Source organism: Spirosoma agri, from assembly GCF_010747415.1.
Lineage (GTDB): Bacteria > Bacteroidota > Bacteroidia > Cytophagales > Spirosomataceae > Spirosoma > Spirosoma agri.
In genome coordinates this window covers 142528-161702 of the sequence record NZ_JAAGNZ010000003.1, presented here as the reverse complement: position 1 = coordinate 161702, position 19175 = coordinate 142528, and the positions used below count along the sequence as shown (strand labels likewise).

Here is a 19175-nt window from a genome sequence, read left to right as displayed (position 1 = left end):
AAAGGCCGCTGCGGTTGGATACCTGTCTTCGGTCACTACAAATCCCAAATCGAAGGCTTTCCCTATGATCCTCCAGCAAATCACTTTACCTGCTCGGTGGGCAAGCATTTGGTGTTTAAGACGTCTGACAAGACCGCGGATGGGGGCTGGCTGAAAGTCTATCGAGCGGATTACCAAGACTGCAAACAGTGTCCCCTCAAACCCAGTTGCGTTCCCAAGAGGTGGTCCGCCACCGCGGCAATGCCGCCAAATTATTCGGACGGCCTATGATCCGTTCTATCGCCGAGCCTTGGCTCGCCAGCAAAGTCGGCGAGGTTAGCGTATGAAACGGCTTCGCCACCAAACAGTAGAACCGGTTTTAGGCATTCGGGTAGAGTACTATGGCCTTCGAAAAGTGAATGTACGGGGAAAACCAGGGGCTCACGAGATGATGCTGATGGCAGCCGTTACCTTCAACCTGAAGAAGTATATGAAATTTACTACTAAGTCCGCCATCAGCCAGGCCATAGCGCTGAAAGTGGAGCGGCCTTAGGCATCACAAGATACTTTTCGAGGTTTTGAGCTGCTTTTTTTAACTGAGATAGGAAACCGAAGGTAGAAAATCCGATCGGGCTGGTTAGACAATCAAAAGTCAAGTTAGAAAGCGGAGTTGTGCAACACCCACGAGCATTTTGCGAGACAAAAACTTTTCAATCTCTGTCCAACTCAAGCCGTCGCATACGAAGTTTCGTTTTTATAAAGACTTAGTCAAATACACATAATCAAGCAGCCTCAGATCGCTACGTTGTGCTCCTCTAAAACTGCTTGATTCCGTGGGCAGGTACACTATTTTTATCGAGCCATCCAGCCGCCATCCACTGTTAGAATCGTACCGTTGACGTAGGACCCGGCTTCGGAGGTTAGAAAAACGACGGGACCTTTGAAATCGCTGGGTTCGCCCCAACGGTTGGCAGGAATGCGGTCGAGAATCGCTTTCGAGCGGTCGGGGTCAGCCCGCAACGCTTCCGTATTGTTGGTCGCAATGTAGCCGGGCGCGATGCCATTTACGTTGACGCCTTTGGAGGCCCACTCGTTGGCAAATGCCTTGACCAGACCAGCCACGGCGCTTTTGCTGGCGGTGTAGCCAGGTACGTTGATGCCGCCCTGGAAACTTAGTAATGAACAGGTAAACACAATTTTTCCGCTTCCCCGGGCAATCATATCCTTCCCAAACTCACGGGTTAGCAGAAACTGCGCATCGAGGTTTACAGAGATTACTTTGTCCCACCAGTCATCGGGGTGTTCAGCGACGGGTTTGCGCAGAATCATACCGGCGTTATTGATCAGGATATCGATGGTGTGCGCGGCTTTGACGTCGGTTACGAACTGATACAGGTTGTCGCGGTCCGACAGATCGACAACGTATCCCGTAAAATGACGACCCAAACCCGCGATGGCCTGCTGGGTAGCTCCGCCCAGAATCGCGTCGGAGTTGGACGCGCCAATAATGTCCGCCCCGGCTTCAGCGAGTGCAATGGCCATAGCTTGCCCCAATCCGGTGTCGCTGCCGGTTACCAGGGCCGTTTTGCCGGCCAGACTAAATTGATCTAAAACACGCATTGTTGTAGGATTAAAAACGTCTTGATGAATGGTAGTATCTAGTGTTCGTTAGTCAATGTCGCACGCTTCTAGGGCCAGACAGAGCCTACGTTATTCTTTTGCCGCTACCGAATCCAGTTGAACCGGCTTCATAGTGGGCGTGAGTATGTGCATGACGAGCCAGGCCAGCAGGTAAGCGGAGCCACACATGAGAAAGATGATGCCGTAGCCGCTCTGCACGTCGCCCGCCTGTTTATAACTTTGCAGGATGCGCCCGACGATTTCGGGAAAAATGATGCCGCCTACCGACCCAGCCATGCTACCGATGCCGACCACGGTACTGACCGCCCGCTTGGGAAACATATCCGAGGCTGTCGTAAAAATATTGGCGCTCCAAGCCTGGTGGGCCGCCCCGGCCAGACCAATCAGAGCCACCGCGCCCCAAATGCCCGGTTCGTAACGAACGGCGATGACGGGCACCACCAACAGGGCAAAGATGAACATGGCCGTCTTTCGGGCTTTCCAGACACTCCAACCCCGTCGAATTAGCGCCGACGACAGATAGCCCCCACCAATACTCCCGATGCTGACCAGCGTGTAGAGGACGGCCAGATACAGGTTCGGTTTCTTGGTATCGAGGTGGAAGGTCGTGGCGAAATAATCCTGTAGCCAGAACAGAAAAAACCACCAGATTGGGTCGGTCAGCATCTTGCCAACTACGAAGGCCCAGGTCTGCCGTTTACCCAGCAGTTATCCCCAGCCAACCGATGGCTCCTGAGTGGCAGTTGTTTCCGGCTCGTTATCGCTATGAATGTAGTCGTATTCGGCCTTCGACAGTCGGGGTTGCTGCGCAGGTGATTGGTAACTAAGGTGCCAGAAAATTAACCAGATGAACCCAACAGCACCGGTAGCAATAAACGCCATCTGCCAACCATACACACCCAGCAACCAGGGAACGACGATAGGCGCAATCACCGCGCCGATGTTAGCCCCGGAGTTGAATATCCCCGTCGCCAGTGCCCGCTCTTTCTTGGGAAACCACTCGGCCACCGTTTTTATAGCCGCCGGAAAATTGCCGGCTTCGCCTAATCCCAAGCCCACGCGAGCCATGATAAAACCAACCGTACTGGTCGCCATAGCATGGGCCATAGCCGCCAGACTCCAGAAAATAATAGCGAGTGAGTAGCCCCGTTTAGTGCCGATGTAATCGATGAAACGACCGAACAACAGCAGACCCAGGGCGTAAGCCGCTGAAAAAAACTGCACGATCCGGCTGTAATCGATCTCCGACCAGTTGAATTCTTTTTCAAGCGTCGGTTTCAGCAGGCCCACTACTTGCCGGTCGAGGTAATTGATAGTGGTGGCGAAAAACAGCAGCGCCACAACGGTCCAGCGAAAATTCCCTACAGATTTATGCATACGGTCGTGGGCAGGTAAGGGGTTAGTTGAGCCAACAGATCGGTAATACGCAGGCGCAACTGGTCAGGCTGTAGCGAATCGCCGGCGAACAATTGGGATCCCAGTCCGAGGGCCGTAGCCCCCGCTGCCAACCAGGGCCTTACGCTCTCAACCGTCGGTTCGACACCACCTGTCACCATTAGTTTTAAACCAGGCATTGGTCCGCGAATGGCCTTGATAAAATCCGGGCCAACGACGTTGGCCGGAAACACCTTTAGCAACTGAGCCCCCAATCCCGTAGCCTGATACAGTTCGTTCAGGGTGGTTCCTGCTGGTATCCAGGGGATGTTTCGTGCGTGACAGCGATCGCCCACCGTCGGGGTTATCACGGGTTGTACCACAAAATCGGCTCCTGCGTCCATAAAAGCATCGGCTTCGTCAGGGGTCAGAATGGTCCCGATCCCCAGCGCCATCTCTGGGCACTGTTGCCGGACGAACGGTACGACCTGCGTAAAGGTAGCCAGCGCATCTGCTCCCCGGTTCGTAAACTCAAAGACACGCAGCCTACCCTCGTAGCAGGCTTGTATGGTTTGCCGGGTGCGGTCGGGGTCGGCATGGTAGAACACGGGTACCAGGGGGGCTGCCCTTAAAATGGTCAGCAAGTGAGTAATCGAAAAAGACATAGCGTCTAGGAATAAGAAAGCGAACCAGTTGATCGGGCCTGAATTTGTTTTACCGTTTGGCGGGTGGCATCGCCGGATTCCTGCAACTTGCCGAAAGCGGCCTGTGTAGCAAAGTCGACGATTTGCTGGGGAGAGAGCTGATGACGAAACCCGTAAATCAGCCCGGCCATGTAGCAATCGCCACTACCCACCCGGTCGACCACCGTACTGGTATAAAGCTCATGGGATACGTGTTGCTGCCCTCCGCTGTAGAGCGTTGTATAATAGCGCAAACCAGTCGGCGGAACGTCAAACCGAAACGTATTGGCGACGGCTTTGCAGCGTGGGAACCGCTCCTGGATAGTCTGCGACGTTGTCATCGCATGAGCCAGAAAATCGGACTGCGTACTTTCCTCGTGAATGGAATCGGCCAGCGGAATGCCCAACAGCGCGTTGGCGGCCCAGATATTTCCCATCACGATATCGCAATACTCGACCAGGCCGGGAATAACTATCAGCGGAGAAACGCCGTATTGCCAGAGCTTAGCCCGGTAGTTAAGATCGATCGAGATAGTGATCCCTTTTGCCGAAGCCGTTTTCACCAGTTCAAGGCAAACAGCAGCGGCATTGGCGGTCAGTGCCGGACTGATGGCACTCATGTGCAGCCAGTCGGCATCGCCCAGTAGCGTGTCCCAGTCGATTTGACTGGGCATTAGGCGGGCAAATCCCGACTCAGCCCGGTCGTAGATAACGCCGGCACTTTTGAGATCGGCTCCCTGCGGCAAATAGTACGTACCGATTCGGTCATTCGACCGCAGCATTCGAGTCGTATCGACTCCTTGCTGCTGGACAAACGTCACTACTTCATCACCCAGTACGGTGGCTGGAACGACCGAACTGTAGCCGACTGGTATGTTCCAATGGGCCAGGGCGCGGGCTACGTTTAACTCAGCACCACCGACATGAACGGGCATCATACCGGTTTGCAACCAATCGCCGTTCAGCGCAGGCGAAAACCGGAGCAACAATTCGCCAAAACAGACAACGCGGGACATCGTTTTAAAGCGGCTTATTTTCCGATGGTGATACGGGGGGTATGTTTACTTTGCTGAGCGAACTGGCGCAGATACGCAAACCAGTCCTGGCTTGAGGTGATCCGGTCCGCTTTATCCCAGGCCCCACCCGTGTAGTAGATCAGGTCACCGGCTGGGGGCGCATCGAGCCGGGCCAGCAGATGATCGTATTTGGTCAGCATTCGAACAGGCGTAACCGGAAATACGCAGCCGATACCCAGCGTACCATCATTGCCGTGTGTCGGCTCCCAATAGCCCAGTACGCCCGCTTTTTCGTCCAGCAAGACCGGACTGGGCTCTTTGCGCTGGCTGATGCCAACCACCATCGGCAGGGTTTTTCCCGACGTTTGCTCAATGTGGACCTGTATTTTATTGAGCTGCGATCCAGCATCCAGCGATACCGTCCGTACTTCCTGCACTGTAATACCGTTGAAGGTGTAGGGATCGAACCGGACGCGGAACGTGGTGCGCAGGGGGCCGTTGTCCAGCACTTCCCAGCTCTTGTAGTTATGGATGAAGTGGAGCGAGTCGTTCAGGAAAACGGCGATGTCGCCTGCACCGAGTGTCAGCCCCACGTGGTAGTAATCCAGCCCCTCACCGTGATCGTTGTGGTAATCGTTTTCTTTGTACCACTTGTTCAGGATCAGTTGACTGGTTCGTTTAGCCCAGATGTCGGTGCCGTAGGCATTATCCGACCGTCCATTCAGGGCCGCGCCGTAAATCCGAAACGCCACCCGGTCGTTCTCCCAAGCGAAATCATCGAAGCGTTCGGGAACGTAACGACCATATGTTTTAGAAACTATCGGTGCTGTTTTCCCCGGCTGTAGTATAAGGCTAATCGACTGTTTGGAGTTAATCGCCACCTGCACCAGCAAATTCTGGACTTCTTTTTTGCCCCGGCGTTCCAGTTGATACGCCACCGGCTGCTGACTTCCCGCCAGCAGTACCTGCAAATTGGTAGTATCGATTTTGGGATAGGCCTTTTTCACCGTGGCCCAGGGAATCTCGATGACCTGCTCATTCAGGGGCACGTCAGCCGGATTGTTGATCCGAATCGGCGATTGAGCCCCGACGTAATGATTAAGCAGAAAAAGCGAAATAAAAGCGGTAAACAGCTTCATGGTTTTGTTGTTGAGTCGATTTACAGTAAGGCTGCCCCAAACACACCGGCACTATCGCCCAGTTTGGGTTTCAGGAAGAGTGTTTCCAGCCGATTGTCGTTGAATACGTATTTTCGGGCCCGTTCGACGCCCTCCGTGTAGAGCAAATCGACGTTACCAACGCCCCCGCCCAGAATGATCGCATCCGGGTCGAGCATATTGACAATGGCCGAGACGGCCCGGCCAAAATAGGTCAGCAGCCGCTCGACGGTGGCATTGGCAACGGGGTCGATGCCTTGTTGATAGCGCTCCAGAATTTCTTTCAGGTTGCGGATTTCTCCGCTCTGTTCGAGGTAAAACCGTTGCAGGGCCGGGCCTGAAATAACCTGTTCGTTACAGCCCCGCTTGCCACAGTAACAGGCATACCCGTTTTCTTCCAGAATGTTATGGCCCCACTCGCCACCGATTCCCTGACGGCCCGCCTGTACGAGTGCCTGCCCATCCAGCCCCCGAAAGACGACGCCACCCCCGACGCCCGTTCCCAGAATTACCCCGAAAACAGTCCGGTAGTCGGGAACGACATCCTGCACAACACCCATCGTGGCTTCCGAGAGCGCAAAGCAGTTGGCATCGTTCGTAATGGCAACGGGTACACCAAGTGCCTTCGACAAATCGTCCCGAAACGGTTGCCCGTTGATGCAGGTCATGTTCGAGTTCTTCATGGTGTTGGTCGCCGGATCGATTGTGCCGGGTGTACAAAAACCAATTCGCTCGGGTTGTAGTCCCGTTTCGGTTTTCAACAGGTTGATGAGCCGGACGATCTGGCTGATGATGTGGTCGTAGCCGTAATGCGATTCGGTGTCGATTCGCCGACGGGTCAGTACGGCATTGGGTGAGGGGGCAGACAGAATAACTCCTTCAATCTTGGTGCCGCCTAAATCGACACCCCAGTAGGTACGCCCGGACGATGGGTACAGGCATTCAGATAAATCGTTCAAGTTATTGGCTATCAGCAGTACAGTTGACGGAATAAGAACTAAGCGAGCCCGGCTTGGCTCGGCTTACCGTAGTTCAGTAATCGGGCAGAAATCCATATCGCCGTAGTCGAGGTTTTCGCCGGCCATTCCCCAGATGAAGGTGTAATTGGACGTACCGGCCCCGGAGTGAATCGACCAGTTGGGAGAAATGACTGCCTGTTCGTTCTGCATCCAGACCGGGCGCGTTTCCTGCGGCTGGCCCATGAAATGACAAACACTTTGCCCCTTCGGCACTTCGAAATAGAAGTAGACTTCCATACGCCGGTCGTGGGTATGGGCGGGCATGGTATTCCAGACGCTGCCGGGTTTTAGTTCGGTCATTCCCATTTGTAGCTGACAGGTCGGCAACACGCTATTGACCAGCAACTTGTTGATCGTGCGATGGTTGGCCGTCTCGGGGCTACCTAATTCGACTACGTCGGCGTCAGCCTTTGCTACTTTGCGGGTGGGGTAGGCACGACTCGCCGGGGTCGAGTTCAGGTAAAACTTTGCCGGATTGGCCACGTCGAGCGAAGTAAATAGTACCTGTTGCGTACCCTGGCCGATGTAAAGGGCTTCCTTGAAGTTGAGATCGTACGCAACACCGTCGGCAATCACCTGACCGGGGCCACCCACATTGATCATGCCCAGTTCCCGACGTTCCAGAAAAAAGGATGCTTTGAGTTGGGTCGGTGCTTCCAGCGTTATAGGTTCCGTTCCAGGCATGACGCCACCGGTCAAGTAGCGGTCGAAGAAGGAAAGCACCCAGCTGAACTGATCAGCCACAAACAGGTTCTCGATGAGAAAATGCTGCCGAATCTGTTCAGTGTTCATTGTCCTCACCTCGGTCGGCGACGTCGCATATCGACTCTCAAACGCAATAGGCTGTCCTGCTTTACCAATGGCAACGGCATCGTGTTCTGTTTGCATACAATGAAGGATAGTAAGGTCTGCGTCTGCCCACCAATTTTAGCCTGGAGGTAGCCGTCTTTGGCTCTCTCTTTCTAGTAAATAGACAACTCTTCGGCCTTCATACCCCTTTCTTAGCCCAATTGTGGGCTTTGTCTACAAAAAGCGGTTCGTTATTGCAAACCTCGCTCGTTCTTAAGATTACGTTCATGCTGAAGCGGTACCTGGAAGAGACCGATGAGTTTACTGTAGATACAAACACACTTTGTATATCTGTCAAGGGTAGGGGAGGCTCATCCGTCGGACTAAGCCATTGACCACCTACCAGAACCCTGCCGAATGGCCGAATGAATTCGAGATTTCAGCCCAACTTTTCGGCCTACGATGTCGTGATCGGTAATTTTGGCTGATATGCCGCTCCCTAGCCTAATACAACATAGGCTGATTTCGAGCGATTTATTGAAGAGGAGGGCCGCCTAGTAGTTGTGCGCTACAAGAAAAATTCGTTTCCCCCGTGCCCTGCTTGCAACAAGATGGTTGGCCGGCTAGGGTAATCGCACGGGAAAAGAAGAGCTCTGTGTCTACTACGATCAGCCAGGCAAGCTAAGCCCTATCACCTGATCACTACAGGGATGCTCCCACGCTGGCTGCGCAGTCAGAGCGAGCTGTCTGATCACCTACTACGTGGCCCTTTCGACCAGATAAAAATGCCAGGAACAGCTTTTTTGCGCAGCAACAACAAAGACTGCCATGAACCCATGCTGATGGCTGTTCGCTATGACAAGGACCGTATCTTCTACATAGATGGGCTATGCTGATTACTCGGTCGAATGCTTACACTCCTTTATCTGACTATGCGTCTAGCCCCTTGCAGGTCGTATGAAAACTATCAATCAATCCGTTTTTCCGAAAGCCTGTATCAATACCTCAGTCTTCTGTCGTTTTCTGGCTTATTGTATATCAATAGTCCGGTAAGCGTTTAAAGCCGCTTGTGCTCCCTCTCGGCCGGGTTTGCTCAGCCCGTGCTCCAACCCGACAAATCCTTTGTACCCTTTGTCGTGCAGATGTTTGATTATATTCGGATAGTTCATTTCGCCGGTTGTTGGTTCGAACCGACCAGGCGAGTCACCGATCTGGATGTAGGCGATTTCGTCCCAGGCGTAATCCAGCGTAGTTAGCAAATGGCCTTCCTGAACCTGTACGTGATAAAAATCGAACAGCACTTTCACGCTCGGCCGACCAACCGCTTTGGCCAGCGCATAAGCCTGAGGGATGGTATGCAGAAACATAGTAGGATGATCAACCCGGTGATTCATCGATTCCATGACCATAACCAGGCCGTGTGGTTCGTAGATATCGGCAATGCGTTTGAGGAGATCAATAGCATTGGCCATCTGGAAGTCCCACGGTAGTTTCGGGTCCGACACCCCCAGCACGTTATGAATAATGCGGGTGTTCATGCGTTTGGCAATCTCAACTGAAGCCCGCACATCGGCCAGAACGCTCTCACGCAGACGGGCATCGCGTCCGGCAAAAGTTACATCGGTAAACGTCAGCGTACCCACAAACTGCCCGAAAGCCATGTTCAATTTTTGCACAGTTTTGCTGATACGTTCCTGCTCGGCGACAGGCCGATTTTTGAGGAAGGTGTTTTCCCACGCCCGGAATCCCTGATCGTAACCCCACTTGATTTCATCAATCGGATCAGGGGGTGCCAACCCCTTGAAAATACCAAACTCCGGCGAAAAAAGGGTTTTGAATGGACGGGGATTATCCAGAGTAAGTGCACTCAAATCGAGATTTGTACCTAGTAAACTTATGCCAGCCAGAGAACTGTTTTTAACAAACTGACGACGTTTTATACTTGACGACATTCTGATTACGTACGCGTGTGGGAATGGGTTGCGCGTTGCAATCTACCATTTTATCTCTCCCATAAAGGCAGCAAGCCGACCTAAAAGCACAAAAAATAATTTAATCATGTCGCATAGCGTATTTGCGAAACAGTTCGTCCGCTGATCGTGCCCGGTTAGCCCCATGATCATACTCCAGTAAGTAAAGAGGTTCCCAACTGTATAACACCGAGGAGAATGAGCCAATTTATCGATCAGTACTTATCCGGAACACCGTTGAGAGTCTGGCTAGTCTCAATGGTTGAAAATGATCGGTTTGTTGTTAAATGATTCAGGATCACCTTCGATGATGGTGGCAATAACGCTATCGATTGGCGGGCTGTTCGATCTGAAACCAGTCGATGTCGGCGTAGCTGCCCGTTCGGATGCCCCGCTGGCTGGTGCAGAACAGGCCGACCTTGGCACTCGTCCATTTCTCCAGCTACAGTCTGAACTGACGCATGGTATCGATCACCCGAACCCGGAGTTAGGCCATACATGTCGGCAGGGTTGCTCGGCCATGAACTGCTCGGGGCTTTGGTTCGTCGCGTCTTTACAGAAGACCTGACGGAGTTTGTAGCCCGTGCAATCCCGATTAATCGACATATAGCCGTAGTCGTTACCCATAACCACCAGGCCCGCACTCTTGCCAGGGGTATCCCCCTCGACAGTTAGTTTAACCAGGGCAGTAGCATAAAATCAGGGGTATGCTACGGTTTCCGAGGTGGCTAGTCCGTATGCGAGGATAAAGAAGACCAGCCGAAAAAATCCGAACGATTCGGCGTTGGCCGCCGGCACGAACAAGTAGGCCGCCACAGCATACAGTCCAAGCAGAACACCTTTCTTGTAGCTGCACCGTTTTGTAAAACGATCCAGCCGGAATTTCCATGATGGCGTAAACCCCAAAAATCAAAACTGAACCAGTCCCGACTCTGCCTTGAATACGTGCAGCACATTCAGAAAATGCCGGTTAAGCACATCACCCATCGTAATGCCTCAAAGCATAAATAGGGATGTGATGAAGATACACGTAATAATGTACTTTTTCTCGGTGAGCGAAGCCGATGGTACGAGGGCGAGTATGGAACTCGATTGCATAGATGAAGGATTAATAGCGCTGTAAAGCCTTTCGTCAGGAAATAGTCAGCCAATCGTCCTCCGTATCTAATTACCAACGAAATACAAACATCTCCGATAGCATCAGAGACGTTTACTAAACCAACTTATGATATGTGTTTTGTGGCTACAGTTAGACATGATTCATAGCCCATACTTGCGGTGTATAAAGACAGAACATGTCAATGTCTGCGTGATTTGTTTACGATTTGCCGCACCAGTCCGGGCAGAACAGGACTAGCGTAAAAGGCGCTGAAGTGATCCGTTCGGGCGGGGCCGTTCACGTCGACGTGGGTCAGGAAAAAGCCGTACAGATTCGCCGTTCGGTCGATCCACGGGTAGGCACCGGCCCAGCTGGGGCTGGTGAGCAGCGTTGGATTCCCGCGATTATCCACTTCGGCACGCCACTCGCCCAAGCCGTACAGATCAGGATGCGGCTGGTACGCCGTTCGGATGTAGGCATCATCACTTTTATCGGCCTTCCCGACCTGATCGGCCTGCATAGCGGTAAACGCAGCCGTCGAGAGAATACGATTGCCTTTGTAGCGCCCACCGTGGAAAATCATGTCCAGAAAACGGATGTATTCGTGGAGTGTACTCCGGGCACCCCCGCCCAGCATCGGGCTGTGTCCACCCGCTGAATCGACGGGCGTAAACCGGGTAGCCGTCATGCCCAGCGGTCGGGCAATTTTTGCCTGAAATAAGGTTTCCCAGTCGTTACCCGTGGCCAGTTCAGCCATTCGGCCCGCCACCTGCATCGCTAGTCCTCCGTAGTGGAATTTAGTGCCGGGTACCGTATCGAGGGGCAGCGGTTTTATGTGCGCGACGGATTCGGTCAGCGTCTGATACCGATCGATCGGATTTTCGTTGGGCTGATAATCCGGGTAACCGGCGGTATGGGAGAGCAACTGCCGTAGGGTGGCCTGTCCCTTCGCGTCAGTCCAGTCGGGTAGCCACTTGACGACTTTATCGTCCCAGGACAGTTTGCCCTCATCGACAACGGCGGCAATGGTAGCCGCAGCCAGCCACTTTCCCGCCGAAGCGATGTACACCTGCGTTCGCGGGGTATAAGAGCCAAAATACTGTTCGTAAACCGGCTTATCGCCCTTAATTACCAGCATCGACGCACCAGGGTAATACCCTTTATCCACCCATTGCTGAATTTGGGCGGTCAGGGGCGCGAAGTCATAAGCAAGCTGAGCGTGTGCCCAACCCGAAAGAAGCGTAATCAAAAACGCAATAACGGCCTGCTTTTTCATGTCGCTTAAATAAAAACCAGCATCAGTTTTTTGTCATTCCTCACAGGTTTGGGATGACAAAAAAATAGTTACAAATCAGTTATTTAAACCAGTATTCACGGTCTGATCGGGTTTACAAGTTTGCCAGAACCGGTTTACCTGCCTGTAGCTTTTTCAGGCGTAACAGGGCTTCGATGTAGTAATAATCGGCGTAGTTGATGGACGCATCGACCTCGCTGTTGTTGGGTTTATGTCCCGTACTATGCAGCAAAAAGGCGTCGTTGACCTGACGGCTCTGGTAGTTTGCCGACGATAGCGTTTCCAGCATCTGCTCGGCTTTGGCGCGGTAAGTGGCCGCTTTGGCTTTGTCGTTAACCAGCGTCGAGAGTTCCAGCAGGGCCGACGCGGTAACGGCAGCGGCCGACGCATCTTTGGGCGCGTTCGGAATGTCTGGGGCACTGAAATCCCAGTAGGGAATCAGGTCTTTTGGCAGGTGCTTCAGGTACACGTCCGACACGTTTTGGGCAAAGGCCAGAAACTGGGAGTCTTTCGTTTCCCGGTAGGTCATCGTGTAGCCATAAATCGCCCAGCTCTGCCCCCGCGCCCACATCGAATTATCGGCGTAACCCTGGTGCGTAACCCCCTTGATCTTCTTTCCCGTTTCGCGGTCATACACGACTACGTGGTACGAGGTGTAGTCGGGCCGAAAATGGTTTTTCATGGTCGTTGTCGCGTGCGATACGGCCATGTCGTACAGCCGCTTGCCGCCCCCGTTTTTCGAAGCCCAGAACAACAGTTCCAGGTTGATCATGTTGTCCATGATGGTATTGTGCTGGGGCCATTCCATATTCGGTACCGAGCGCGGCCACGACAGAATGGTTCCAACTTTCGGATTGAACAGCGTAGCCAGCGTATCGGCGGCAGCCAGCAGAATCTTTTTATAATCGGGATTACCCGTCAGCCGCAGCCCGTTACCGAAACTGCAATACATCTGAAAGCCCAGATCGTGGTCGATGGCTTTCTGGTAGGCGAGTGGTGTCAGCTCCCGCGTAAAGGAATCGGCTTTGGCCTTCCAGGCGGGGTCTTTGGTGTATTCGTAGATGTACCAGAGCGTACCGGGCCAGAAGCCGCTGGTCCAGTCTTTATAGGTGATGTAATTCCAGTTCTTCTTGCCGTTCAGAATGTTACGGGGTAAATTCGGCGGTGTAGCGGGGAGCGAGGTAGCGGTTTTGGTTGCCTGCTGCACGCAATACGTCAGGGCCGGATCGACCGGTAGGCGATCCTGAGTGAGCGTGAAACTGCAAAGGACGACAAGCAGGACGAGGACAAAACTGAATCCAGAGGACGACATGATAGGAATACGATTCGGTTAGCTATAAATAGACCCCCATAGCTGAATCGTACTCTTTTTGCCCAACTCATTTTCGGGTGTCATCAGTAGTATTCATCAAGCACAATAGTATCGGGGCTTTAGACACTCCTTTGACCAGTCACCCGAAGCAAAAAACGGATCACTTTTTTTTAAAATGCGTATCCAAAAATTGCAGAAAATAGTGCCAGTCCAGGTTTGTCACGTCGTGGCCACCCGTTCGCATGTGATAGCCGATGGTACCCTGCACGGAGGTGTTGAGGGGCGGTAACGTCGTCGTAGGTAGCCCGTCTCGCCCAAATAGCTGGTATAGGGCACTGGCCGCTTTGGCCGATTCAAACTCGCCAATCGGGTCGGCTCCCTTGTCCTGCTCGGCGCTGGCGATGTAGACGGGTCGTGGGGCCAGCAGCGCAAGGACTTCGTGTTGATCGAACGGCAGTAGGGTATCCCTGTCCATATACTGCCGGAAGTTGGTACTGTACCAGTGCGGAAAAACGGTGCAGAGCCGCCGGATGGATTCGCCCTGACCCCGCCGGAACAGCTTGGCACCCCCAGAGCCCGATTCGTTACTGAGCATAGCCGCAAACCTCTCGTCGGTAGCCCCCGCCCACAGAGCCGCTTTGCCCAGCCGCGACCAGCCAAATACCGCCACCCGTTTCCCGTCGATAGCGCGGTCGATTTGCAGGTAGTCCATAATCCGGCTTAGTCCCCACGCCCAGGCGGCAATCGTCCCAAAATTATCGGGCCGGTTTTGCCAGTCGGGATAGACCGTGTGGACACCCGTAGAAAAGCGGGTAGCCGGTACGTCGGAGGCAATGTCTTCCCGGTAGGCCGTTACCAGCGCGTAGCCACGATTCAGGATACTGTCCAGCGGCCATTGACGGGCGTTGATGCCTCGACAGGCTTCCGTTGCCCGGTTATCGGTCACACAACCCAGATCGACGTACGGATTATTTTTGCCCGTTTCCAGGTAGCTGGTGGTAATGCGAATACCGGGGTCGGCACTGATGCTGTGATTCCCCCAGAAATTCAGGCCCACGATGGCGGGAACGGGTCTGCGCACACGATTCGGGATGTACAGCAACACATCGATGCGGGGGCCGTCTGGCTTACCGTTGATGTAGATGGCGACCTGTTTACGGGTTGCTTTGCCGCCCAACGCCGTAGCGTCCGTATCAAAAACGCGGAACGTCATACTGGCAGGCTTTCCCGGCGAACGACCATACATCTGGCTGGTAAATACCTCAATCAGTTCCGGCCGGCGCTCCCGTTGCCACTCCGAAACGGTAGTAATATGTGCACCATTATTACTCCGTAACGGATCAGGCAGGCCCGGCGTAGATTGAGCCAGCACGTGGCTCGCCATTCCGAAGAAGCTGAGCCCACTAATCATCACAAAGCGGCCAATTGACATATGGTTTTGAATATTGAATGACGCTATTTGACCAGCTTTTTTTGTCATTCCGAGGAACGACCGGGATAACAAAAATAGAACGCTTACTTCGCTGGGGTTAGCCATACGGCCTGACCGCCACGCGGTAACAGCTTCATCTCCAGTGACTGACCAGCCTTCACAGTTTTGGTCGATACGCGGACCTGCGTTTTGGTCGGAACCGTCGGGTCGTCGGTGTAGCGGTGCGCGATGTAGCTTTTGCCTTTGGACAGAAAATCGAGTGGCAGCGACAACGTGCGGCCATCGTTGTTGGTGATCGTGCCGACAAACCAGTCATCTCCGCTCCGGCGGGCGATGGTGACGTACTCCCCGATAGCATCGTGAATTACTTTCGTATCGTCCCAAACGGTGGGTACCTTGTCGAAAAACTCAATTTCGGGTTCGCCACCGTACTGCGCCGGTTTGTCGTACCAAAACACCGATTGCAACGGACTGTAGGAAATAACGTTCATCGCCAGCTGGTGCGCGTGGGTGTTTTTAAGCCGCTTGTCATAATAACAAATGGTATAATCACCCGCCCCGGCCAGGTAGCGCGTAAAGGGCAGCAACGTATTGTGAGTGGCATCAGGAAATTCCTCGTTGCCCCGGATACCTTCCTGGGTCATCACGTTGGGATACGTTCGGCTGGTGCCCGTCGGGCGGTATTCGTCGTGGATGTTGACCATCAGGCCATTTTCCAGGGCTTTTCGTTTGGCTTCGGTGAGCCAGGTCATCCAGCGGTGCGATCCCACTTCCACAAACCCGAATTTGACCCCTTTGACACCCCACTTCTTGTACAGCGGAAAAATCTCGTCCATCTGCTTATACAGCGCCTGCAAGTTCACGTACAGAATGACGCCCACATTTTTCGATTTTCCGTAGGCAATCACCTGCGGCATATCGACGGGGGCCACGACCTGCCGGGCGTCCGAATTGAAGGTAAACGCCGGGCCGTACCATTTCCAGTCGAACAGAATGTATTGCAGGTTGTGAGCAGCCGCAAAGTCGATGCAAGACAGGGCCCCATGCGTGGTAAGCGTCACCTCCCGCATCATCTTACCCGGCTTGATCCAATCGGTGTTGGTGACCGTAGCAGGCGGGTTTAGGTTCAGCATGATGTCGTTGTTTTCCAATAGCTTACCCAACCGGTTCGCCACCATTACTACCCGCCAGGGCGTACCCACATCCGACATTAGATCAACGCTTTCGTACAGCGATGTAACCACTGTGTTCGGCTTGCCGGGGGCGAGTTTAAATTTGGTCATGGCGAAATCGGTCAGTTGCGCTTCGGCCAGCGAGGCATAGATACCATTGGGCAGCGACAGGGTCAGCGGGCGTTCCGAATTCTCGGGCCATCCTGCTAATGGTAACGCCTGATAGGCTCCCTGCGCCCAAGCCGTGTACCAGGCTTTGGTGTCGGCGGGCAAGGCAAACTCGCTGTTTTCGGCCATCACGCGGTAGTACAGGCCGTTGGGCTGCTCAGGGAAAAAATACCGGAACGCGATACCCGAATCATACGCCCGAAAAATAACGTGCAGTGAATAGTCTGGTGCGTCGGGTTTCTGAAGCTGAACTTCCAACTGGTTGTAATGATCCCGAATCAGGCTGCGTTCGCCGTAGACCGGTTTCCAGGTTGTGTCTTTCGCCGTTTTGATGACGTTTTTGATCACCAGATTGTCGCACCAGTTGGTACCCAGCGTACCGGGGGGCGTGGTTACTTTGTGGGCCATGGCGTGCTCGAACACATGGTTGTCGATCTGCACACCCAGCCCCGACTCCAGGATAACGGGTTTCCCGTCGTAGTTGACGAAGTAGGTCATCTGCTTCCGGCCGGGAGTAATTTCTTTTTGAGCAAAAACGACCTCCAGCTTTCCATCGGGCGACTGCAAACGGGTTTCGGGTGTCTGGGCCGCCACAAATTGACAGGTCAGAACCCAGGCGAGTAAAAAACTGAGTTGGATGAATCGGCGACGTAGTAGGCGCATGAAAGCGAAAGGATAATAGAGAAATTACTTTTTTTCGTCTGTGGTGACGAGCAACAACTTACCCGAATCGTAGATGGGCGAAACGGCTTTGTTATTTACATTGAGTTTAGTTACTTTTTCGAACCCCAGCGATGCTTCAATCAGAGGTTGTCCCTGAAGCTGCACATTGAGTTGAGAACCTGTGCGGGCCGCGTGCAGAAACACTTTAGACAGCGAACTCAGGAGCGGCTTTCCGTTTTTGCGGAGGTAGCTACCATTGCCGGTAAAGAAGGAAGACAACTGAGTCAGATCCTGCCGGTTAGCGCCTTCGGGAAAAGTAATGGCCGACAGGTATGCATCGGTTTGCCAGTCGCCGATGGTCAGGTTGGCGTTGCGGTGCATCAGCCGACCGTCGGCTAGCAAGTTGACGTACACCTCCGTTACCTGCCCGTTCTGGGTGATGCGCAGGCCCAGGTAATTGGTACCCTCAAACTTTTCGATGGTCGGTAGGTTGCTTCGCCCGGCAGAACCTGAAGCGCCCGACGAACCCGTGGCCGTCTGAATCGACTGGTTTGTCTCATCAAGCAACAGAATTGCGTTGATTAGCTTGGTGCGGTCCGTTTTCTCGGGGGGCGATAACACGTAGTACGGAATCTTGACGTTCGTGGTGCGGTCCTGTAAACCGTATTCGGTGCGGTATTTTAGTTTTTCGGGGAAATCGTGCGGGTAACCCAGCGGCAAGGTTTCGGGGTATAGGGGCCGGAATAGAACCCCCGCTTTACCGCTGGTAATTTCCAGATCGGGACCGCGCTTTATGGCTTTATCGGCGTAGTGCAGCAGAAAATCGAATTGACCACTGTCGTACGTTTTTAGGTCGTCAATGACCAGAATCACGTTGCCGATCCAGAGGAAATTCCGGTAGTTCCGCAGAAAGTTGCGGGACGTGGGGCCGGTCGCATCGGCTAGTATGTATTTCAGCGATCCGCCATCGAGCAGGTTATAGAGGTGACCTGGATTCTTTACCGCATTGTACTGATCGCGGGCGTCCTGCGCTTCGCCATTAAACGTCACGACGTTATGCGCCTGACTCTTCACGAAATAGCTGCTGTATTCGGGATTACCGTACCCCACATCGCCCCCGTCGATCAACAGGTATTCACCCTTATGGTATAGCACGAACGACCCCGCATCAGCGTGGGCGTGGTTCCAGGTGTAGCCGCTTTTTACGCCCAGCAACGTCGCATCGGGCTTCCACGACGACCGCAGCGTTCCCCAACCCATCGAGCTATAAATCGCCGAAGGAGACAAGGTTGGCGTTTCGGGAACGCGTTTGCTTTCGGGCTGGTACAAGAGGCCCATCGGTGTGCCGACGTTCAGATCTTCCCGAAACGGGTTCTGATCCGTGTGCCGAATGTACCAGTAATAATCGTCGTTGCCCAGGCCCAGCGCCAGCATCAGTTTGGCTGGCCGTTCGCCGTTGGCAAAGTCGTTGCTGTCGCCGAAGTTCAGCGACAGTACGGGCTTATCGCCACTTCGTGGGTAGGCCGAGTGCATAAACCAGTCGACGGTTTTTTGCAGCAGGTTATCGTAGGGCATCGTCAGTTTGCCCAGCGCATTGGTGTACGCTACCCGGAACAACAGGTATTCGCCCACGCCGTAGTTGGCGTAGTTGATGCTTTCGTAGAAGCCCCCCGCCGGGTCGAAGTTGGCCGGTTTGTTTTCCAGCAAACTACCTGCAAAAGCAAACCACTGGCGGCTATCCTGCATGATATCGGCGGCCCACTGACGGGCCTGTGGCTGCTCGTTCATGACCGCCAGCGAGGCAATACCCGCTTCGAACACGATGGCCGCCCACCAGTTGTGGCCCATGTTGTCGAGCGACTGAATGCGTTTGTCTTTTGATACCCAGTCGGCAATCGACGGTTCGACACCCAGCTTAACAATCCGGTCGGCAATGGCCCGTCGCTCGCCGTTGGTCAGGGCATTGTAAATAGCATCGAACGTAACAGAGGCCATCCAGTTGTTGTGACTGGTACCCAGCCCGGCATTCCAGCGGGGTGTGCGGTCGTCCATACCATCCCAGAAAGACCGGCCCGTCAACTCGTTCAGGAGCGTTTTGGCCCGGTCGGCGTAGCGCTTGTCGCCGGTCATGGTGTAAGCCAACGCCAGCTGTTCCATGTTGCCGCCTTGCGGTTCCGAAAGCCATTTGTCGCAGCGCTGCCGCAGGGCATTCCAGCGATTGGCCAGCAGCGTATCCGTTTTGATATGCTCTTTCAGCCGGTCGGTCCGCTGAGGGGTGTAGAACAGGTACGGGTGTGCTTTAGCGGGTTGGGCCTGCCCGGCAAGGGCGGTACAGACAGCACTGAGCGACAGGAACCAAAAAGCTAACATGCGCATAATCAATATATTGTTTAGCCAAAGTTAGGGT

General features: G+C 53.7%; 15 protein-coding genes and 1 pseudogene. 2 read left to right on the top strand and 14 right to left on the bottom strand.

Annotated elements, in window-relative coordinates:
* The first annotated feature begins 322 nt into the window (after positions 1-322).
* Complete coding sequence (locus GK091_RS24715) at positions 323-532, top strand: transposase (protein WP_164043279.1); 210 nt, start codon at positions 323-325, stop codon at positions 530-532.
* Positions 533-831: 299 nt separating this feature from the next.
* Here GK091_RS24715 and GK091_RS24710 read toward each other — a convergent pair whose 3' ends face one another.
* From GK091_RS24710 to GK091_RS24675, 8 genes and pseudogenes are all read right to left on the bottom strand, one after another.
* On the bottom strand, positions 832-1599 hold the full coding sequence (locus tag GK091_RS24710) for an SDR family NAD(P)-dependent oxidoreductase (protein ID WP_164043277.1): 768 nt from the start codon (positions 1597-1599) through the stop codon (positions 832-834).
* Positions 1600-1689: 90 nt separating this feature from the next.
* Positions 1690-2997: pseudogene (locus GK091_RS24705) on the bottom strand (MFS transporter).
* Positions 2982-3659 (bottom strand): beta/alpha barrel domain-containing protein, encoded by a 678-nt coding sequence (locus GK091_RS24700; protein ID WP_164043275.1) that lies wholly within the window; start codon positions 3657-3659, stop codon positions 2982-2984. Before GK091_RS24700 ends, GK091_RS24705 begins: the two are co-directional and overlap by 16 nt.
* A 5-nt stretch (positions 3660-3664) precedes the next feature.
* Entirely contained in the window at positions 3665-4693 is a 1029-nt protein-coding gene (locus tag GK091_RS24695) for a sugar kinase (RefSeq protein ID WP_164043272.1), read from the bottom strand.
* Between the two features lie 14 nt (positions 4694-4707).
* Positions 4708-5832: a DUF4861 family protein gene (locus GK091_RS24690; RefSeq protein WP_164043270.1), complete on the bottom strand. Its 1125-nt coding sequence runs from the start codon at positions 5830-5832 to the stop codon at positions 4708-4710.
* Between the two features lie 20 nt (positions 5833-5852).
* On the bottom strand, positions 5853-6809 hold the full coding sequence (locus GK091_RS24685) for an ROK family protein (protein WP_246202400.1): 957 nt from the start codon (positions 6807-6809) through the stop codon (positions 5853-5855).
* A gap of 63 nt (positions 6810-6872) precedes the next feature.
* Positions 6873-7757 carry a 5-dehydro-4-deoxy-D-glucuronate isomerase gene (gene kduI / locus GK091_RS24680; protein WP_164043268.1) on the bottom strand — a complete coding sequence of 295 codons (885 nt, stop codon included), beginning with the start codon at positions 7755-7757 and terminating at the stop codon, positions 6873-6875.
* 929 nt (positions 7758-8686) lie between these two features.
* Entirely contained in the window at positions 8687-9529 is an 843-nt protein-coding gene (locus tag GK091_RS24675; protein ID WP_164043266.1) for a hydroxypyruvate isomerase family protein, read from the bottom strand.
* Between the two features lie 406 nt (positions 9530-9935).
* On the opposite strand from GK091_RS24675, the gene GK091_RS30215 reads away from it, so the two are divergent.
* Complete coding sequence (locus tag GK091_RS30215; RefSeq protein ID WP_246202399.1) at positions 9936-10196, top strand: hypothetical protein; 261 nt, start codon at positions 9936-9938, stop codon at positions 10194-10196.
* Here the strand turns inward: GK091_RS30215 and GK091_RS30110 are convergent.
* The 6 genes from GK091_RS30110 to GK091_RS24640 form a co-directional block, all read right to left on the bottom strand.
* Positions 10100-10312, bottom strand: coding sequence for a beta-xylosidase family glycoside hydrolase (locus tag GK091_RS30110; protein ID WP_164043590.1), 213 nt, complete (start codon positions 10310-10312; stop codon positions 10100-10102). The genes GK091_RS30215 and GK091_RS30110 overlap by 97 nt on opposite strands.
* Positions 10313-10926: 614 nt before the next feature.
* The gene (locus GK091_RS24660) at positions 10927-12003 is read right to left on the bottom strand and encodes a serine hydrolase domain-containing protein (protein ID WP_164043265.1); all 1077 of its coding nucleotides are present in this window, start codon (positions 12001-12003) and stop codon (positions 10927-10929) included.
* A gap of 112 nt (positions 12004-12115) precedes the next feature.
* On the bottom strand, positions 12116-13333 hold the full coding sequence (locus GK091_RS24655; protein WP_164043263.1) for a glycoside hydrolase family 88 protein: 1218 nt from the start codon (positions 13331-13333) through the stop codon (positions 12116-12118).
* Between the two features lie 160 nt (positions 13334-13493).
* Positions 13494-14765, bottom strand: a complete 1272-nt coding sequence (locus tag GK091_RS24650) for an alpha/beta fold hydrolase (RefSeq protein ID WP_246202398.1) — start codon at positions 14763-14765, stop codon at positions 13494-13496.
* 83 nt (positions 14766-14848) lie between these two features.
* Positions 14849-16768, bottom strand: a complete 1920-nt coding sequence (locus GK091_RS24645; protein WP_164043258.1) for a glycoside hydrolase family 97 protein — start codon at positions 16766-16768, stop codon at positions 14849-14851.
* A gap of 24 nt (positions 16769-16792) precedes the next feature.
* On the bottom strand, positions 16793-19144 hold the full coding sequence (locus GK091_RS24640) for a heparinase II/III domain-containing protein (RefSeq protein WP_164043255.1): 2352 nt from the start codon (positions 19142-19144) through the stop codon (positions 16793-16795).
* Positions 19145-19175: the final 31 nt, after the last annotated feature.